Here is a 14,678-nt window from a genome sequence, read left to right on the forward strand (position 1 = left end):
GAGACGGATCACAGGTGAAGGAGCCGCCTACGTGCTGGAAGAAGCTGAGCGCTGGCTGACCACCCGCTCCTGGACCATGACCGATCGGCCGCTGCACCGGATCATGGCGGCCAAACGGTCCTCGGGGCAGCGGGTCAGTGTCGTCCTGCCCGCGCTGAACGAGGAGGAGACCGTCGGCGAGATCGTCGCGGTCATCCGGCACGACCTCATGCAGCAGGTCCCGCTGGTCGACGAGCTCGTGGTCGTCGACTCGGGTTCGACCGACCGCACGGCCGCGGTCGCGGCGGCGGCCGGCGCGCGCGTCGTCCACCGCGACACGATCCTGCCCCGCATCCCGGCCGTGCCCGGCAAGGGGGAGGTCCTGTGGCGGTCCCTGCTGGTCACCAGCGGGGACATCGTCTGCTTCGTCGACGCCGACCTCAGGGAGTTCTCCTCGGACTTCGTCTCCGGCATCGTCGGCCCGCTGCTCACCGACCCCGCGGTGGACCTCGTGAAGGGGATGTACGACCGTCCCCTGGGCGGCGCCGCCGGGCAGGGCGGCCGGGTCACCGAGCTGATGGCGCGCCCGCTGCTGAACCTGCACTGGCCGCAGCTGGCCGGTTTCGTGCAGCCGCTCGGCGGCGAGTACGCGGCCCGCCGCTCCCTGCTCGAACAGCTGCCGTTCCCGGTGGGCTACGGCGTGGAGCTCGGCATGCTGATCGACGCGCTGCACCTGGTGGGCCTCGACGCGCTCGCGCAGGTCGACCTCGGGGTGCGCAAGCACCGCCACCAGGACGGGCAGGCCCTCGGCCGGATGGCGGCGGCGATCTACCGCACCGCCCAGCTGCGGCTGGCCCGCGGCCATCTCGTCCGCCCCGTCCTCACCCAGTTCGAACGCGGCGCCGACGGTTTCGAGCCGCGGACCTACGCGGTGGACACGGAGGAGCGGCCACCGATGGCGGAGATCGCGGAGTACCGGTCCCGCAAGGTCGCCTGAGCTTTCCGAGGGCCTGTTGCGCCGTGCGGGGGGACGGGTCGTATACGGCTGGATACGACCCCCGCACACAGCGCCACCGTACGTTTGAGCGTTTCCCGGCCGGGCTAGGTTGAGGCGTATGGCTTCCACGCACGACACTGCTGCTCGGGGTGCTCAGGTGCTGGTCGCGTCCAATCGCGGCCCGGTCTCCTACACGATCGGCGAGGACGGCTCGCTGCACTCGAAACGCGGGGGCGGCGGGCTGGTCTCCGGTCTGTCGGCGATCGGCCCCGACGCGGGCGCCCTGTGGGTGTGCTCCGCGCTGTCCGACGGCGACCGGGAGGCGGTCCGGCGCGGGGTCGGCGAGGAGGGCGTGCGGATGCTGCCCGTCCCGGCCGACGTGCACGAGGACGCCTACAACGGCATCGCGAACTCGGTCCTGTGGTTCATCCACCACCTCCTCTACCAGACCCCGCTGGAACCGTCGTTCGACGCGGAGTTCCGGCGCCAGTGGGCGTCGTACGAGACGTACAACCGCGCCTTCGCCCAGGCGCTGGCGGAGGAGGCGGCGGACGGCGCGGCGGTCCTCGTGCAGGACTACCACCTCTGTCTGGTGCCCGGGATGCTCCACGAACTCCGCCCTGACCTGCGCATCGGGCACTTCTCGCACACGCCGTGGGCGCCGGTGGACTACTTCGGGCTGCTGCCGACGGACATCCGTGAGCAGCTGCTGCGGGGCATGCTCGGCGCGGACCGGCTGGGGTTCCTGACCCGGCGCTGGGCGGACGCGTTCACCGCGTGCTGCGCGGAGTACGTGGGCGGCACGGGCGGCACCCAGATCGGGGTGCACGGTCTGGGCGCGGACGCCGACTTCCTGCGCGAGCGCTCGCACCGGCCGGACGTGGAGGAGCGGATCGTCGCCCTGCGCGAGGAGATCGGCGGGACGGACCGCAGGACCATCGTGCGGGTCGACCGCACCGAGCTGTCGAAGAACATCGTGCGCGGCCTGCTGGCGTACCGGCAGCTCCTCGACGACCACCCCGAGTGGCGCGAGCGGGTCGTCCACATCGCCTTCGCCTACCCCTCCCGGCAGGATCTCGCCGTCTACCGCGCCTACACGGCGGAGGTCTCGCGGCTGTCGGCGGAGATCAACGAGCGGTACGGCACCCCCGGCTGGACCCCGGTCCTGCTGAACCTGGAGGACGACTTCGCCCGCTCCCTCGCCGCGTACCGGATCGCGGACGTGGCGCTGGTCAACCCCATCCGGGACGGGATGAACCTGGTCGCCAAGGAGGTCCCGGTGGTCTCCGACCAGGGGTGCGCGCTGGTGCTGTCGCGGGAGGCCGGGGCGTACTGGGAGCTGGGCGAGGACGCGATCGTGGTGAATCCGTACGACATCCTGGAGACGGCCCGTGCCCTGCACGAGGCCCTGTCCATGAGGCCGGAGGAGCGCGCCGAGCGCGTCAAACGGCTGGCCGCCGCCGCGACCGCGCTGCCTCCGGCCCAGTGGTTCCTGGACCAGCTGACGGCCCTGCGGGACCTTCAGCCCAGCTGACCGGCCAGGTCCCGCAGGAGGCGTACGACGCCGGCGGGGCCGTCGACGACCAGGTCGGCGCGGGCGGCGAGTTCCGTCACCTCGGTGGAGCCGCTGCACACGAGGAGGCCGGGGACGCCGTCCTGGCGGAGTTTCTCGACGGCGGCGAAGGCGGGGAGGTCGCCGAGGTCGTCGCCGGCGTAGAGCACGGCCCCGGCGCCGGTGGCGCGGACGTGGTCGAGGAGGGCGACGCCCTTGTCCATGCCGGGCGGGCGCAGCTCCAGCACGTACCGTCCGGGTTCCACGATCAGGCCGTGGCGGGCGGCGAGGGCGGCGAGGGGCTCGCGGAGGGTCTCGAAGGCGGCGAGGGGGTCGGTGGCGCGGCGGGTGTGCACGGCGACGGCCCGGCCGCCCTTCTCCTCCACCCGGACGCCCGGCCCCGCGTCGGCCGCTTCCAGGACGGCGGGCAGTTCGGCGCGGACGGCGGCGACGCCGGGGTGGGGGGCGGGGGCGGTGATCTCCTGGGTGCGGGCCTCCCAGCGTTCGGCGCCGTAGTGGCCGAGGACGGTGAGGTGGTCCAGTCCCCGGGCGCCCGCGAAGCCGCCGTTGCGGACGGCCACCTCGGCGGGGCGGCCGGTGATGACGGCGACGGCGGCGACCTTGGGTGCGAGGGCCGCGAGGGCGTCGAGGGCGTCGGGGTGGGCGCGGGCGTCCTCGGGGTTCTCGACGATCGGGGCGAGCGTGCCGTCGAAGTCGAGGCCGACGAGGGTGGCCGCGGGCCGGGCGAGCATGGCGGCGAGGGCCTCACGGCCGGCCGGGGTCGTGGGTACGGGGTCCGTTGAGTGCGTCTCCTGGGTGCCCATACGGCGACACTATCGGTCGCCCCGCCTGGTCTCGCGGACCCTTCTCAGTCTGTTCACCGTCACCGGGTCGTGGGCCAGCGCCCTCGGGTCGTCCAGGAGGGCGTTGAGGAGCTGGTAGTAGCGGACCGGGGAGAGGTCGAGTTCCTCGCGGATGGCGCGCTCCTTGGCGCCGGGGCCGGGGAAGGTGCGGCGCTCCAGGGCGAGGATGTCGCGTTCCCTGGTCTCCAGCTGTTCTGGCACTGCCCGCACCTCCGGCGCTCCCGCGTACCCGAGCACCGTAACCCCGGCCACCGACAGCCGGCTCACTCCCCGGCGGCGCTCTGCGCGGTCCTCGCCTTCGCCTGGAGGTCGGCGAGGACGGCCGCCGGGTCGCCGGAGCGGGTCACGGCCTTGCCGATGCCCTTCTTGACGGCCGCGCTGACCTGCGCCCAGGAGGTCCGTCCGACGGGGTAGACCTCGGCGAGCGGGAGTTCCTCCAGGAAGGGCCGCAGCGCGGCGTCCCGCGGGGAGGTGCTCATGATCTGGGAGGCGGAGGTGGTGACGGGCAGCAGGTCGTACTCGCGGGAGAAGCCGAGCACGTTCCGCTCGCTGTAGACGAAGTCGAGGAACCGGCCGATCTGCTCGGCGTGCCCGTTCTTGCGGAAGGCGGTCATCCAGTCGGCGACGCCCATGGCGACCTTGGAGGGGCCGTCGACACCGGGCATCGGCACCATGCCGAACTTCACGCCGGTCTTCTGGGCCATCTTCATCAGGGAGGGGTGCCCGTCGAGCATGCCGACCTGTCCGTCGGCGAACGCCGCGAAGGCGTCCGCGCGGTTGAGCGAGCCCGGTGCGACCGGCCCGGTGAGTCCCTTGCCGACCAGCTTGTCCTTGAGCCAGTCGAACGTCTCGACGTTCTCGGTCGAGTCGATGCTGTAGCCGCCGGCGCTCCGGGCGTAGCCGCCTCCGCCGCTGAGCAGCCACTGGAGGGTCTCGGCCTGCGCCTCCTCGGGCCCGAGGGGCAGCGCGTAGGGGTACTTCACGCCCTCGGCCTTCAGTTTCGCGGCGTCCGCGGCGAGTTCGGCCCAGGTGGTCGGCGGGGTGACCCCGGCCTCGGCGAAGAGGGTCTTGTTGTAGAAGAGCAGCCGGGTGGAGGAGGCGAACGGCATGCCGTACTGCACGCCGCGCACCTTGCCTGCGGTGGCGAGCTGCTGCACGAAGTCGGCCTGGACGGTGACGGAGAGCAGGTCGTCCGCCGTGTAGAGCTGGTCGGCGGCCGCGTAGTCGGCGTACGAGCCGATCTGCGCCATGTCGGGCGGGTCGCCCGCGTCGACCATGGCCTTGACCTCGGCGTCGACGTCGTTCCAGGAGGAGACGGTGACGTCGACGGTGACGTCGGGGTGTTTCTTCTCGTACGCCTCGACGAGCGCGCCCCAGTATTTGCTGGAGCTGTTGGAGGCGCTGTCGCCGTAGTCGGCGGCGACGAGTCTGAGGGTGGTGTGGTCGGAGCCGGGGGTGAGTCCGCAGCCGGACAGCACCGCCGCCAGGCCCAGGGTGGACAGTCCGCCCACGATCGTCGTCAGTGACCTGCCTGCCCGCCGGTGCACGTGTCGCCCCTCACTCCCGAACTGATTGCTCATACCAATGGGTCCGATATGCGGATCAAGGTCTACACCACAAGGGTGGACTAGACCTCTTTCGGGTCTCATGGGGCGGCACCGTACCGCCAAGACGGGTAAGTGGACTAGACCTCTTGCGGTTCCTCGGTCCACACTGGTCCCGTGAGACATGTCATCGCCCTCGACGTGGGCGGCACCGGGATGAAGGCGGCGCTGGTCGGCGCCGACGGCACCCTCCTGCACCAGGACCGCCGGCCCACCGGCCGGGAGCGCGGCCCCGACGCGGTGGTGGACGCCATCCTCGGCTTCGCCGCCGACCTGCGCGCACTCGGCGTCGAGCGGCTCGGCGAACCCGCGGCCGCCGCGGGTGTCGCGGTGCCCGGCCTCGTCGACGAGACGGACGGCACCGCCGTCTACGCGGCCAACCTGGGCTGGCGGGACGTCCCCCTGCGCACGCTCCTCACCGAGAGGCTCGGCGCCCCCGTCGCCCTCGGCCACGACGTCCGCACCGGCGGACTCGCCGAGGGCCGGGTCGGCGCGGGCCGGGGCGCGGACCGCTTCCTGTTCGTGGCCCTCGGCACCGGCATCGCGGGCGCGATCGGCGTCGACGGCCGGGTGGAGGCGGGGGCGCACGGCTTCGCCGGTGAGATCGGGCACGTCGTCGTACGGCCCGGCGGCACCCCGTGTCCCTGCGGGCAGCGCGGCTGCCTGGAGCGGTTCGCCTCGGCGGCGGCGGTGTCCGAGGCCTGGGCGGCGGCCTGCGGTGACCCGGAGGCGGACGCGGCGGACTGCGCCGAGGCGGTCGCGTCCGGCGACCCGAACGCCGTCCGGGTCTGGCAGCGGGCACTGGACGCCCTCGCCGACGGCCTGGTCACCGCCCTCACCCTGCTGGACCCGCGCACCCTCGTCATCGGCGGGGGCCTCGCGGAGGCAGGCGACACCCTGTTCACCCCCCTCCGGGACGCCGTCCGCGCCCGGCTCACCTTCCAGAAACTCCCGGAGATAGTCCCGGCGGCCCTGGGCGACACCGCGGGCTGCCGCGGCGCGGGCCTGCTGGCCTGGGATCTCCTCGACACCACTGACGGCATGGAGGTATCGACCTGATGGCAACCCCCTCAGGGGCGCGGGACAGCGCCGACATGCGGCTCCGCCGCGGGGCGCAACCGACCACAACGCTCCCGCGCCCCGCGACGGCCGGCACGCCCCTGCTCCTCACCGGCGCCAACGTGGTCATGCCCACCGGAACGGTCAAGGACGGCCAGGTAGCCGTCCACGGCCGGCTCATCACCGGCGCCTCCCCGGCGAACGCCCACGTCATCGACGCGAGAGGCCACTGGCTGGTCCCCGGCTTCGTGGACCTCCACAACCACGGCGGAGGCGGAGCCTCCTTCTCCGGCACGGCGGACGACGTGCAGCGGGCGATCCGCACCCACCGCCGGCACGGCACCACCACCCTCGTCGCCTCCACCGTCACCGACGACATGGACGTCCTGGTCCGTCAGGCCGGCCTGCTCAGCGAGCTGACCGAGCAGGGCGACCTGGCCGGCATCCACTTCGAGGGCCCGTTCATCTCGCCCTGCCGCAAGGGAGCCCACTCCGAGGCGCTGCTGCGCGACCCCGACCCGGCGGACGTCCGCAAGCTGCTGGACGCGGCGCGCGGCGCGGCCCGCATGGTCACCCTCGCCACCGAACTCCCGGGCGGCCTGGACTCCGTACGGCTGCTCGTCGAGCAGGGCGTGATCGCGGCGGTGGGGCACACCGACGCGACGTACGAGCAGACGGTTCAGGCCATCGAGGCGGGCGCGACGGTCGCCACCCACCTCTTCAACGCGATGCCGCCGCTGGGCCACCGCACGCCCGGCCCGATCGCCGCCCTCCTGGAGGACGAGCGGGTCACGGTGGAGCTCATCAACGACGGCACCCATCTGCATCCCGCCGCCCTGGAGCTGGCGTTCCGTCACGCCGGGGCGAGCCGCGTGGCGTTCATCACCGACGCGATGGACGCGGCCGGCATCGGCGACGGCCGCTATCTGCTGGGGCCGCTGGAGGTCGAGGTCAGCGACGGGGTGGCCCGGCTGGTGGAGGGCGGCTCGATCGCCGGTTCGACACTGACCCAGGACCGCGCCTTCAAGCGGGCGGTCACCGTCGACCGGATCCCGGTGGAGGACGCCGTCACCGCGCTGTCCGCGACCCCGGCCCGCGTGCTCGGCCTCTTCGACACCGTGGGCTCCCTGGAGCCCGGCAAGGACGCCGACCTGGTCCTTCTCGACGAGAACTTCGACGTCAAGGGCGTGATGCGCAAGGGGGACTGGCTGGTGGATCCCGAACTGGGCTGAAACGTCCCCGCCGCCGAGGACGGTGGCCGACCGGGGGTCTGGGCCGGTCGCCGTCCTTTTGGCATGATCGGGCCACGGAACAGTCACGCGCACGCGGCATCGCTTCGGGGGAGGTCGGCACAGGTGATCCTCACGGTCACACTGAACACCGCTCTCGACATCACGTACCGCGTCCCGGCGCTGCGGCCGCACACCGCGCACCGGGTGACGGAGGTGACGGAGCGTCCGGGCGGCAAGGGGCTGAACGCGGCGCGGGTACTGGCCGCGCTGGGCCACGAGGTGACGGTCACCGGGTTCGCGGGCGGGGCGACCGGGCGGGCCGTCCGGGAACGGCTCCCGATGGTGGTCGCCGACGCGCTCCTGCCCATCTCGGGCGCCACCCGCCGCACGGTCACCGTCGTCGACACCCGCACCGGTGACACCACCCGGCTCGACGAACCCGGGCCGCTCATCACCCCGGCCGAGTGGTCCGCCTTCCAGGAGGCGTACGAGGACCTGGTCGCCGACGCCGACGCGGTGGCCCTGTGCGGGAGTCTGCCGCCGGGGGTGCCGGTGGGGGCGTACGCGGGGCTGGTGCGCAAGGCGCGGGCGGCGGGGGTGCCGGTGCTGCTGGACACGAGCGGGGAGCCGCTGCGCCGGGGCGTGGCCGCGCGCCCTGACCTGATCAAGCCGAACGCCGACGAACTGGCCGAACTCACCGGCTCGCACGAGCCGCTGAGGGCGACTCAGGACGCCCGCCGCCGGGGTGCCCAGGCCGTGGTGGTCTCCCTGGGCCCCGACGGCCTGCTCGCAGCGACCCCGGAGGGCCGCTGGCGCGCCACCCCACCCACCCGCGTCCCCGGCAACCCGCGTGGCGCCGCCGACTCGGCCACGGCCGGCCTCCTCTCGGCCCTGACCGAGGGCCTCCCCTGGCCGGCCCGCCTGACCCGGGCCGTGGCCCTCTCGGCGGCAACGGCCCACGCCCCGACGGCAGACGACTTCGACCGCACGACGTACGAGGACCTCTTGGAAACCGTCACGGTGACGGGGGAGGCCACGGCGGCCTGAGCGCCTCAGCGCCTGACCTGACCGGCCTTCAGGTACAGCTGGTCGAGCAGGACGTTGCACTTGTCGCCGTTCTCGCAGGACAGGCTGATCGTGTTCGTGCCCTTGGTGAGGGTGGGCCACGAGTACGTCGTCGTCCAGCCGTTGGCGAAGTCGCCGTCCTTGGCGTGGGCGTAGTTCTCCAGGCTCATCGGGCTGCCGAACTTCTTGCCGTTGACGGTGAGCGTCATCGACTGGTCCTCGCCGGCGGTGCTGTAGTGCGCGAAGACCGTATAGGTGCCGTCCGAGGGGATCCCATTGACCGTCCAGGTCACCGAGGCGCCCTGGTTGTTGAGGTTGTTGACGTAGATCCCGCCGTCCGCCGCGGCACCCTGCACGTCGGAGGCCAGCGACGCGCCGCCGCCGAGCTTCAGGGCCTTGGCGTCGATGGTCGGGAGTTCCGCCGCCGCCTTGCTGGTGGAGGACTCGCTCGGGGCGGCGCTCGCCGACGTGGAGGTCGAGGGGGAGACCTCGTTGCCCGCCTGGTTGTTGTCGCCCGTGTCCGAGTCGCCGTTGGCCATGGCCACCGCGATGCCGATCACGACCGCGGCGACCACCGCGACCGCGCCGATCAGCAGGCCCTTGGTGTTGGGGCCGCGGCCCCGGCCGCCGCCACCCGGTACGGGCTGCTGACGGCCGGTCGGGGCGCCCGCGCCGGGGAAGGTCTCGGGCCCGCCGTAGGGCGCCTGGGGCTGGCCGTAGGCGCCCTGCTGGGGGACCGTGGGCTGGCCGTACTGGCCGTACTGCGCGGTCTGCTGCTGCGGCTGGCCGTACTGGCGCTCACCCACCGGACGCACTCTGTTGACCGAGCCCGGGTAGCCGTAGCCACCGGAGGGCGGCTGGGCGCCGTTGGCCTGGCCGTCGGCGTAGAGGTAGCCGAACGGGTCGTCGTCCTCGGGCGTACTCGCGCCGTTGTTGCCGGGCGTCATCCCTTCGTACTCCTCAACAGGTGCGGGGCTGATGCGTTGCAAGGTGCGAATGGCGAGCCTACCCGGTCCAACTGCCCCGAACGGGTGACCCGGATCGCACCACCGCGGGGACGCGGGCGCTGACCTGGCCGTTCATCGCGGTTTCAGCCCGCACGTCTGTGCTGTTTGGGACGAGATCGTTTCTCGACGTACATCCGCTCGTCAGCGGATTTCAGGACTTCGTCGGCGGTCATCCCGCAGTGCGCCCACCCGATGCCGAAACTGGCGCCCACCCGGACGGCCCGGCCCTCGGCCCGGATCGGCTGGATGATCTCGTTGCGCAGGCGTACCGCCAGGTCGGCGGCGTCGGCACGGCCGAGGCCGTCGGCGAGGATCACGAACTCGTCGCCGCCGAGCCGGGCGACGGTGTCGCCGTCACGGACGGCCCGCGACAGCCGCCGGGCGACCTCGATGAGGACCGCGTCACCCGCGTTGTGCCCGAACCGGTCGTTGATCGACTTGAAGCCGTCGAGGTCGCAGAAGAGGACCGCGAGTCCCTTGGTCCCTTCGTCGCGCGCGGCGTCCTCGGGGGCGGCGGTGTGGACGTGGTGGTCGTAGCCGTCGTAGGACTCGGCGCCGGCCGGGCGGTAGTCGAAGCCGTGGCCGTTGGCGTCGAAGGCGGGGTGGCCGTACGTCTGGTCCATGGCATCGGCGGCGGCCGAGTGGGTCGACTGGGGGCGCGAACAGATCCGGGCCGACAGCCGCGAGCGCAGTTCCGCGGAGTTCGGCAGGCCGGTGAGGGAGTCGTGGGAGGCGCGGTGGGCGAGCTGGAGCTCGCGGCGCTTGCGCTCCTCGATGTCCTCGACGTGGGTGAGGAGGAAGCGGGGCCCGTCGGCCGCGTCGGCGACGACGGAGTTGCGGAGGCTGACCCAGACGTAGGTGCCGTCCCGGCGGCCGAGCCGCAGCTCGGCGCGCCCGCCCTCGGCGGACGTGCGGAGCAGGGTGCCTATGTCCTCGGGGTGGACGAGGTCGGAGAAGGAGTAGCGGCGCATCGCGGAGGCGGGGCGGCCGAGCAGCCGGCACAGGGCGTCGTTGGTGCGCAGGATCCGCCCGTGCTGGTCGCCGCCCATCTCGGCTATCGCCATACCGGAGGGGGCGTACTCGAAGGCCTGGCGGAAGGACTCCTCGCTGGCGCGCAGGGCCTGCTGCTCGCGTTCGAGGCGGACCAGTGCCCGCTGCATGTTCGCACGTAGACGCGCGTTGCTGATGGCGATGGCGGCCTGGAACGCGTACATCTGGAGGGCCTCGCGGCCCCAGGCGCCGGGCAGGCGGCCGTTGCGCGGCCGGTCCACGGACAGGACGCCTATCAGCTCACCGCAGGTGCCGCCGCTGCCGGGCGGGGCGGGGGTGTACATCGGGGCGAAGAGCCGGTCGGAGGGGTGCCACTCGTCCTCGAAGCGGGGGGCGGGCCCGTCGGTGTACCACTGCGGGACGTCGTCGTCGTCGAGGATCCAGCCCTCGGTGTGGGGTATGAAGATCAGGTCGCCCCAGGTCTCGCCCATGCCCAGCCGGCGTTCCCAGGACTCACGGGAGCCGACCCGGCCGGTGATGAGGGCCTCGGCGGCGGGGTTGCCGGAGAAGGCGGCCACCACGAGGTCCCCGTCGGGGCGCACGAGGTTGACGCACGCGAGCTCGTAGCCCAGCGCGGTGACCACGCCGTCGGCGACGGTCTGCAGTGTTTCGGCCAGGCTGCGGGCCGTGTTCATCTCGGCCATGACCTGGTACAGCTGTCGCAGGGACGCAAGGCGGACGTACGGTTCCGACTCGGTCTCCATGCTTCGCCCTCCCCCCGAGACTTCGCAGCGAATCAAGGGTTGTCTTCGGCGTAACGTTCGTTTCTGTCGTTCCAGTCCGTTGCGTATGTCCTAGTGACACCTCCGCCACTGAATCACAGCGCGCTGCCCACTCGGTACACAGGGTCAACAATTAATGCGTCTTGTGACTCAAGTCACAGACGAACCTGAACATTTGCGGGGGGTTTCCGCGTTTTCCCTGGGTGTTTCCCCAACACACAGGAAGTGCACAACCGAGCACACGGCAAATCGGTCCACGGACCTACGACCCTACTCGGACCGAGGTCCGATGTGGCGGCTCCGCCATCGACACTAGCGTTCCCGACATGGCTACCGACGTACTGAAGACTTCCGCCCTCCCCGCCTTTGGGCATTCTGGGGGAGTGAGCAGCGAAGAGTTCCGCGCGGTGATGTCCCGGCTGGCCGGCGGGGTGGTCCTGGTGACCGCGCAGGAGCCGCCGCTGGACCCGGACGACCCCGGGGCGCCGGACGGCGAGTACGCCGGCATGACGGCGACGGCGTTCCTCTCGGTCTCCCTGGACCCGCCCCTGGTGCTGGTCAGCCTGCGCACGGGCTCCCGGATGGACGACCTGCTGGACGAACAGCCGCTGTGGGCGGTGTCGGTGCTCTCCGAGAGCCAGCGGCACATCGCGGGCCGCTTCGCCATGAAGGGCCGGCTCAGCGACCGGCTGCTCTTCGAGGACATCCCGTACGTCCGCGGCGAGGCGACCGGGGCGCCGCTGGTGGGCGGGGCGCTCGGCACCCTGGAGTGCCGGACCGAGCAGCGGGTGGCGGCGGGCGACCACACGCTCGTGATCGGGCGGGTGCTGAAGGCGAGGATGCCGAGCGCGGACGGCGGCCCGCTGCTGTATTTCCGCGGCCGGTACCGGCAGTTGGGCTGAACGGAATTCAGTGGCCGGACGGTGCCCGGCCGACTTGCTTTCCCCGGATGACGAACACATCGGGGACTTCTCTCAGGCTCGAAGAAATCACCGCCGCGCATCTCGACGCGGCTCTCGCGGTGAAGGTCGCGCCCGAGCAGGAATTCGCAGTCGCACCCGTGGTGAAGTCACTCGCCGAGGCCTCTGTGCACCCCGGTGTCGCCTGGCCCCGACTGATCATGGACGGTGACCGTCCGGTCGGCTTCCTGATGGCCTTTTTCGACATCGACTGGCGCCTCGACGGCACGCTGTTCCGCTCCGGTCTGTGGCGCCTGAACATCGCCTCCGCAGAACAGGGCCGCGGTTACGGCCGTTTCGCCGTGCAATCGTGCTGGACCTGGACTGGGCGTCAGGCGGCCGCCCGGGCCCGGCACTCCTCCAGGAAGTCCAGCAGGCGCAGATGGTGGCGGCGGGCGGAGTGGCCGAGGCTGATGTTGTGGCCGGCGTCCGGTTCGTGGTCGACGCGGACGAGGGGGGCGGTGAGGGAGCGGGTCAGCTCGCGCAGGGCCGGCGGGTCCCAGGCCCACAGGCGCTCGTACTCCGCGAAGGTGAACCGAATGGGGACGCGGATACGGCGGACCACGTCGGCGTACCGGCCGGGCCAGTCGGGGATCTCCTCGGCCTCCCGGGCCGGTACGGGCGCGAGGAAGCGGCGCGCGAGCCGGAAGGTGTCGGGCGGGTAGAGGGTGAGCGGGCCCCAGTGCAGCCGGGGGTCGGGACGGTGCCGCAGAGCGGCCAGCCGGTCGGGCGGCACGGCCCAGCGGGCGCCGACACCGGAGACGTCCACGCCGAGGAGGCGGTCCTCCGGGGTGGCCGTGGCCGCCGCTGTCAACGCGACCTTGCCGCCCAGCGAGTGGCCGACGAGCAGGGTCCCCGCCCCCGTGTCGTGTCCGTCGGCGTACGCCCGTACCGCCGCCCGCACACACCGGGCCTGTTCGGCGAGGGACTGGCCGTGCGGCAGCGAACGGGCGGAGAGGCCGTAACCGGGGCGGTCGAGGGCGAGCGCGGCGTAGCCGGCGTCGGCGGCGAGGGAGAGGAGGGAGGTGGAGGCGTCGGCCGGGCCGTGGAAGTAGCCGGCGGCCATCCCGCTGCCGTGCAGGGCGACGAGGACGGCGCGGGGCGGTCCGCCGTCCGAGGGAAGCGCGAGCAGACCGGACAGCGGGACGTCCCCGCCGTCGAGCTCGACCCGCCGGACCTGCTCCGCGTGCCGTACGGCCATGATGTCGCTCCTCGTTGCCGGCCCCCGCGGTCCAATGTCACATCGCTGGGGGTGGGCGGCGAGGTGGGGAGAGCCGTACCGGGTGCCGGGCGGGCCGGGACCGGTCAGGACGGGTCGGGACGGGTCAGGTCCAGTTGCGGCCGGACCTGCCCTGCTTGGTGTCGGAGCGGGCCTTCTTCTCCCTCAGGCGCCGTTCGTTGATGCCGCGGGGGATGCGGGTGGGGCGGCGCGGCCTGGGCGGCGGCGCCGTCGCTTCCGCGAGGAGCGCCGCGAGGCGTACGGCGGCGGTCTCCCGGTTGCGCCACTGCGAGCGGTGCTCGGAGGCGCGTACGACGATCACGCCGTCGACCAGACGGCCGGCGAGCCGCTCCAGCGCACGCGCCTTCCACACCTCGGGCAGGGCCTCGGTGCGGGCGAGGTCGAAGCGGAGCTCCACCTGCGAGTCGCTGGTGTTGACGTGCTGCCCGCCCGGCCCCGAGGACCGCGAGAAACGCCACGCCAGCTCGGCCTCGGGGAGCGGGACGGAACCGCGGATGAGATAGGGACCGGACATGTCCCCCATGGTCGCCCGCCGGGCATGCTCGCGTCATCCGAAATTCCCCGGTAAAGAAAGCAAAGGGACCAGGAACCTTGCGTACCCCTCTTGGCGTTCATACCGGTAGCTGTAGCTTTCTGCCGTACCTGAACCGAGGGAAGGGTCCCAAACCATGGCTGTAAGCCTGTCCAAGGGTGGCAACGTCTCGCTCACCAAGGAGGCTCCGGGCCTGACCGCCGTCACCGTGGGCCTCGGCTGGGACGTCCGCACCACCACCGGCACGGACTTCGACCTCGACGCCTCCGCCATCGCGGTCAACAACCAGGGCAAGGTCTACTCCGACGCCCACTTCGTCTTCTTCAACAACAAGCAGACCCCGGACCAGACGATCGTCCACACCGGCGACAACCGCACCGGCGAGGGCGCGGGCGACGACGAGTCGATCAACGTCAACCTGGCCGGCCTCCCCGCCGACATCGACAAGATCGTCTTCCCGGTCTCGATCTACGACGCGGAGAACCGCTCGCAGAACTTCGGCCAGGTCCGCAACGCCTACATCCGCATCGTGAACCAGGCCGGCGGCGCCGAGATCGCCCGCTACGACCTCTCGGAGGACGCGGCGACCGAGACCGCCATGGTCTTCGGCGAGCTCTACCGCAACGGCGCGGAGTGGAAGTTCCGCGCGGTCGGCCAGGGTTACGCCTCCGGCCTGGTCGGCATCGCCCAGGACTTCGGCGTCAACGTCTGATCCAGCACCTGATCGAGCCACCGAGGGGCCCCGGTTCACGCCAGGGGCCCCTCGTGCGTGTCAGGGGGCCGGGGGATCACCCCACGCGCGGAACCCGAAGTCCTC

General features: G+C 72.3%; 14 protein-coding genes and 1 pseudogene. 8 read left to right on the forward strand and 7 right to left on the reverse strand.

The features are described 5' to 3' along the window. The first annotated feature begins 31 nt into the window (after nt 1-31). Complete coding sequence (locus AQJ58_RS18960; protein WP_067251584.1) at nt 32-976, forward strand: glucosyl-3-phosphoglycerate synthase; 945 nt, start codon at nt 32-34, stop codon at nt 974-976. Nucleotides 977-1,094: 118 nt separating this feature from the next. Then, nucleotides 1,095-2,510 carry an alpha,alpha-trehalose-phosphate synthase (UDP-forming) gene (locus AQJ58_RS18965; protein ID WP_067251586.1) on the forward strand — a complete coding sequence of 472 codons (1,416 nt, stop codon included), beginning with the start codon at nt 1,095-1,097 and terminating at the stop codon, nt 2,508-2,510. On the opposite strand, the gene otsB is transcribed toward AQJ58_RS18965, so the two are convergent. The 3 genes from otsB to AQJ58_RS18980 form a co-directional block, all read right to left on the reverse strand. Continuing rightward, nucleotides 2,498-3,352 (reverse strand): trehalose-phosphatase, encoded by an 855-nt coding sequence (gene otsB, locus AQJ58_RS18970; protein WP_067251588.1) that lies wholly within the window; start codon nt 3,350-3,352, stop codon nt 2,498-2,500. The genes AQJ58_RS18965 and otsB overlap by 13 nt on opposite strands. 9 nt (nt 3,353-3,361) lie before the next feature. Then, nucleotides 3,362-3,592 carry a DUF3263 domain-containing protein gene (locus AQJ58_RS18975; protein WP_107122091.1) on the reverse strand — a complete coding sequence of 77 codons (231 nt, stop codon included), beginning with the start codon at nt 3,590-3,592 and terminating at the stop codon, nt 3,362-3,364. Between the two features lie 62 nt (nt 3,593-3,654). Next, a complete protein-coding gene (locus AQJ58_RS18980) occupies nt 3,655-4,938 on the reverse strand; it encodes an extracellular solute-binding protein (RefSeq protein ID WP_420712161.1) in 1,284 nt (427 codons plus the stop codon). 174 nt (nt 4,939-5,112) lie between these two features. Between AQJ58_RS18980 and AQJ58_RS18985 the strand changes: the two genes are divergently transcribed. From AQJ58_RS18985 to AQJ58_RS18995, 3 genes are all read left to right on the forward strand, one after another. After that, nucleotides 5,113-6,054: an ROK family protein gene (locus tag AQJ58_RS18985; RefSeq protein ID WP_079079026.1), complete on the forward strand. Its 942-nt coding sequence runs from the start codon at nt 5,113-5,115 to the stop codon at nt 6,052-6,054. A 128-nt stretch (nt 6,055-6,182) separates the two neighbouring features. Beyond that, the gene (gene nagA, locus AQJ58_RS18990; protein WP_067251858.1) at nt 6,183-7,286 is read left to right on the forward strand and encodes an N-acetylglucosamine-6-phosphate deacetylase; all 1,104 of its coding nucleotides are present in this window, start codon (nt 6,183-6,185) and stop codon (nt 7,284-7,286) included. A gap of 123 nt (nt 7,287-7,409) precedes the next feature. Beyond that, entirely contained in the window at nt 7,410-8,333 is a 924-nt protein-coding gene (locus tag AQJ58_RS18995; protein WP_067251590.1) for a 1-phosphofructokinase family hexose kinase, read from the forward strand. 5 nt (nt 8,334-8,338) lie between these two features. Here AQJ58_RS18995 and AQJ58_RS19000 read toward each other — a convergent pair whose 3' ends face one another. Then, nucleotides 8,339-9,298 carry a carbohydrate-binding protein gene (locus tag AQJ58_RS19000; protein ID WP_067251592.1) on the reverse strand — a complete coding sequence of 320 codons (960 nt, stop codon included), beginning with the start codon at nt 9,296-9,298 and terminating at the stop codon, nt 8,339-8,341. Between the two features lie 143 nt (nt 9,299-9,441). After that, the gene (gene cdgB, locus AQJ58_RS19005; protein ID WP_067251594.1) at nt 9,442-11,112 is read right to left on the reverse strand and encodes a diguanylate cyclase CdgB; all 1,671 of its coding nucleotides are present in this window, start codon (nt 11,110-11,112) and stop codon (nt 9,442-9,444) included. Nucleotides 11,113-11,456: 344 nt separating this feature from the next. Between cdgB and AQJ58_RS19010 the strand changes: the two genes are divergently transcribed. Continuing rightward, on the forward strand, nt 11,457-12,032 hold the full coding sequence (locus tag AQJ58_RS19010; protein WP_199844613.1) for a flavin reductase family protein: 576 nt from the start codon (nt 11,457-11,459) through the stop codon (nt 12,030-12,032). A 47-nt stretch (nt 12,033-12,079) separates the two neighbouring features. Further along, nucleotides 12,080-12,400 (forward strand): annotated as a pseudogene (locus tag AQJ58_RS44490) (GNAT family N-acetyltransferase); the annotation flags it as partial. A 20-nt stretch (nt 12,401-12,420) separates the two neighbouring features. On the opposite strand, the gene AQJ58_RS19015 reads toward AQJ58_RS44490, so the two are convergent. Both AQJ58_RS19015 and arfB read right to left on the reverse strand, forming a co-directional pair. Further along, a complete protein-coding gene (locus tag AQJ58_RS19015; protein ID WP_067251599.1) occupies nt 12,421-13,290 on the reverse strand; it encodes an alpha/beta fold hydrolase in 870 nt (289 codons plus the stop codon). Between the two features lie 124 nt (nt 13,291-13,414). Continuing rightward, nucleotides 13,415-13,852: an alternative ribosome rescue aminoacyl-tRNA hydrolase ArfB gene (arfB, locus tag AQJ58_RS19020; RefSeq protein WP_067251600.1), complete on the reverse strand. Its 438-nt coding sequence runs from the start codon at nt 13,850-13,852 to the stop codon at nt 13,415-13,417. A 145-nt stretch (nt 13,853-13,997) separates the two neighbouring features. Here arfB and AQJ58_RS19025 point away from each other — a divergent pair, with 145 nt between their 5' ends. Next, a complete protein-coding gene (locus AQJ58_RS19025; RefSeq protein WP_067251602.1) occupies nt 13,998-14,573 on the forward strand; it encodes a TerD family protein in 576 nt (191 codons plus the stop codon). Nucleotides 14,574-14,678 lie beyond the last annotated feature (105 nt).

The sequence above is a fragment of the Streptomyces sp. DSM 15324 genome (assembly GCF_001514285.1).
In the GTDB taxonomy this organism is placed as follows: domain Bacteria; phylum Actinomycetota; class Actinomycetes; order Streptomycetales; family Streptomycetaceae; genus Streptomyces.

Bases quoted from the DNA above. Each gene is read 5' to 3' on its own strand.
- AQJ58_RS18965 (WP_067251586.1), top strand. From the start codon at position 1,095: ATGGCTTCCACGCACGACACTGCTGCTCGGGGTGCTCAGGTGCTGGTC.
- otsB (WP_067251588.1), bottom strand. From the start codon at position 3,352: ATGGGCACCCAGGAGACGCACTCAACGGACCCCGTACCCACGACCCCG.
- nagA (WP_067251858.1), top strand. From the start codon at position 6,183: ATGCCCACCGGAACGGTCAAGGACGGCCAGGTAGCCGTCCACGGCCGG.
- AQJ58_RS19000 (WP_067251592.1), bottom strand. From the start codon at position 9,298: ATGACGCCCGGCAACAACGGCGCGAGTACGCCCGAGGACGACGACCCG.
- cdgB (WP_067251594.1), bottom strand. From the start codon at position 11,112: ATGGAGACCGAGTCGGAACCGTACGTCCGCCTTGCGTCCCTGCGACAG.
- AQJ58_RS19010 (WP_199844613.1), top strand. From the start codon at position 11,457: ATGGCTACCGACGTACTGAAGACTTCCGCCCTCCCCGCCTTTGGGCAT.
- AQJ58_RS19015 (WP_067251599.1), bottom strand. From the start codon at position 13,290: ATGGCCGTACGGCACGCGGAGCAGGTCCGGCGGGTCGAGCTCGACGGC.
- arfB (WP_067251600.1), bottom strand. From the start codon at position 13,852: ATGGGGGACATGTCCGGTCCCTATCTCATCCGCGGTTCCGTCCCGCTC.
- AQJ58_RS19025 (WP_067251602.1), top strand. From the start codon at position 13,998: ATGGCTGTAAGCCTGTCCAAGGGTGGCAACGTCTCGCTCACCAAGGAG.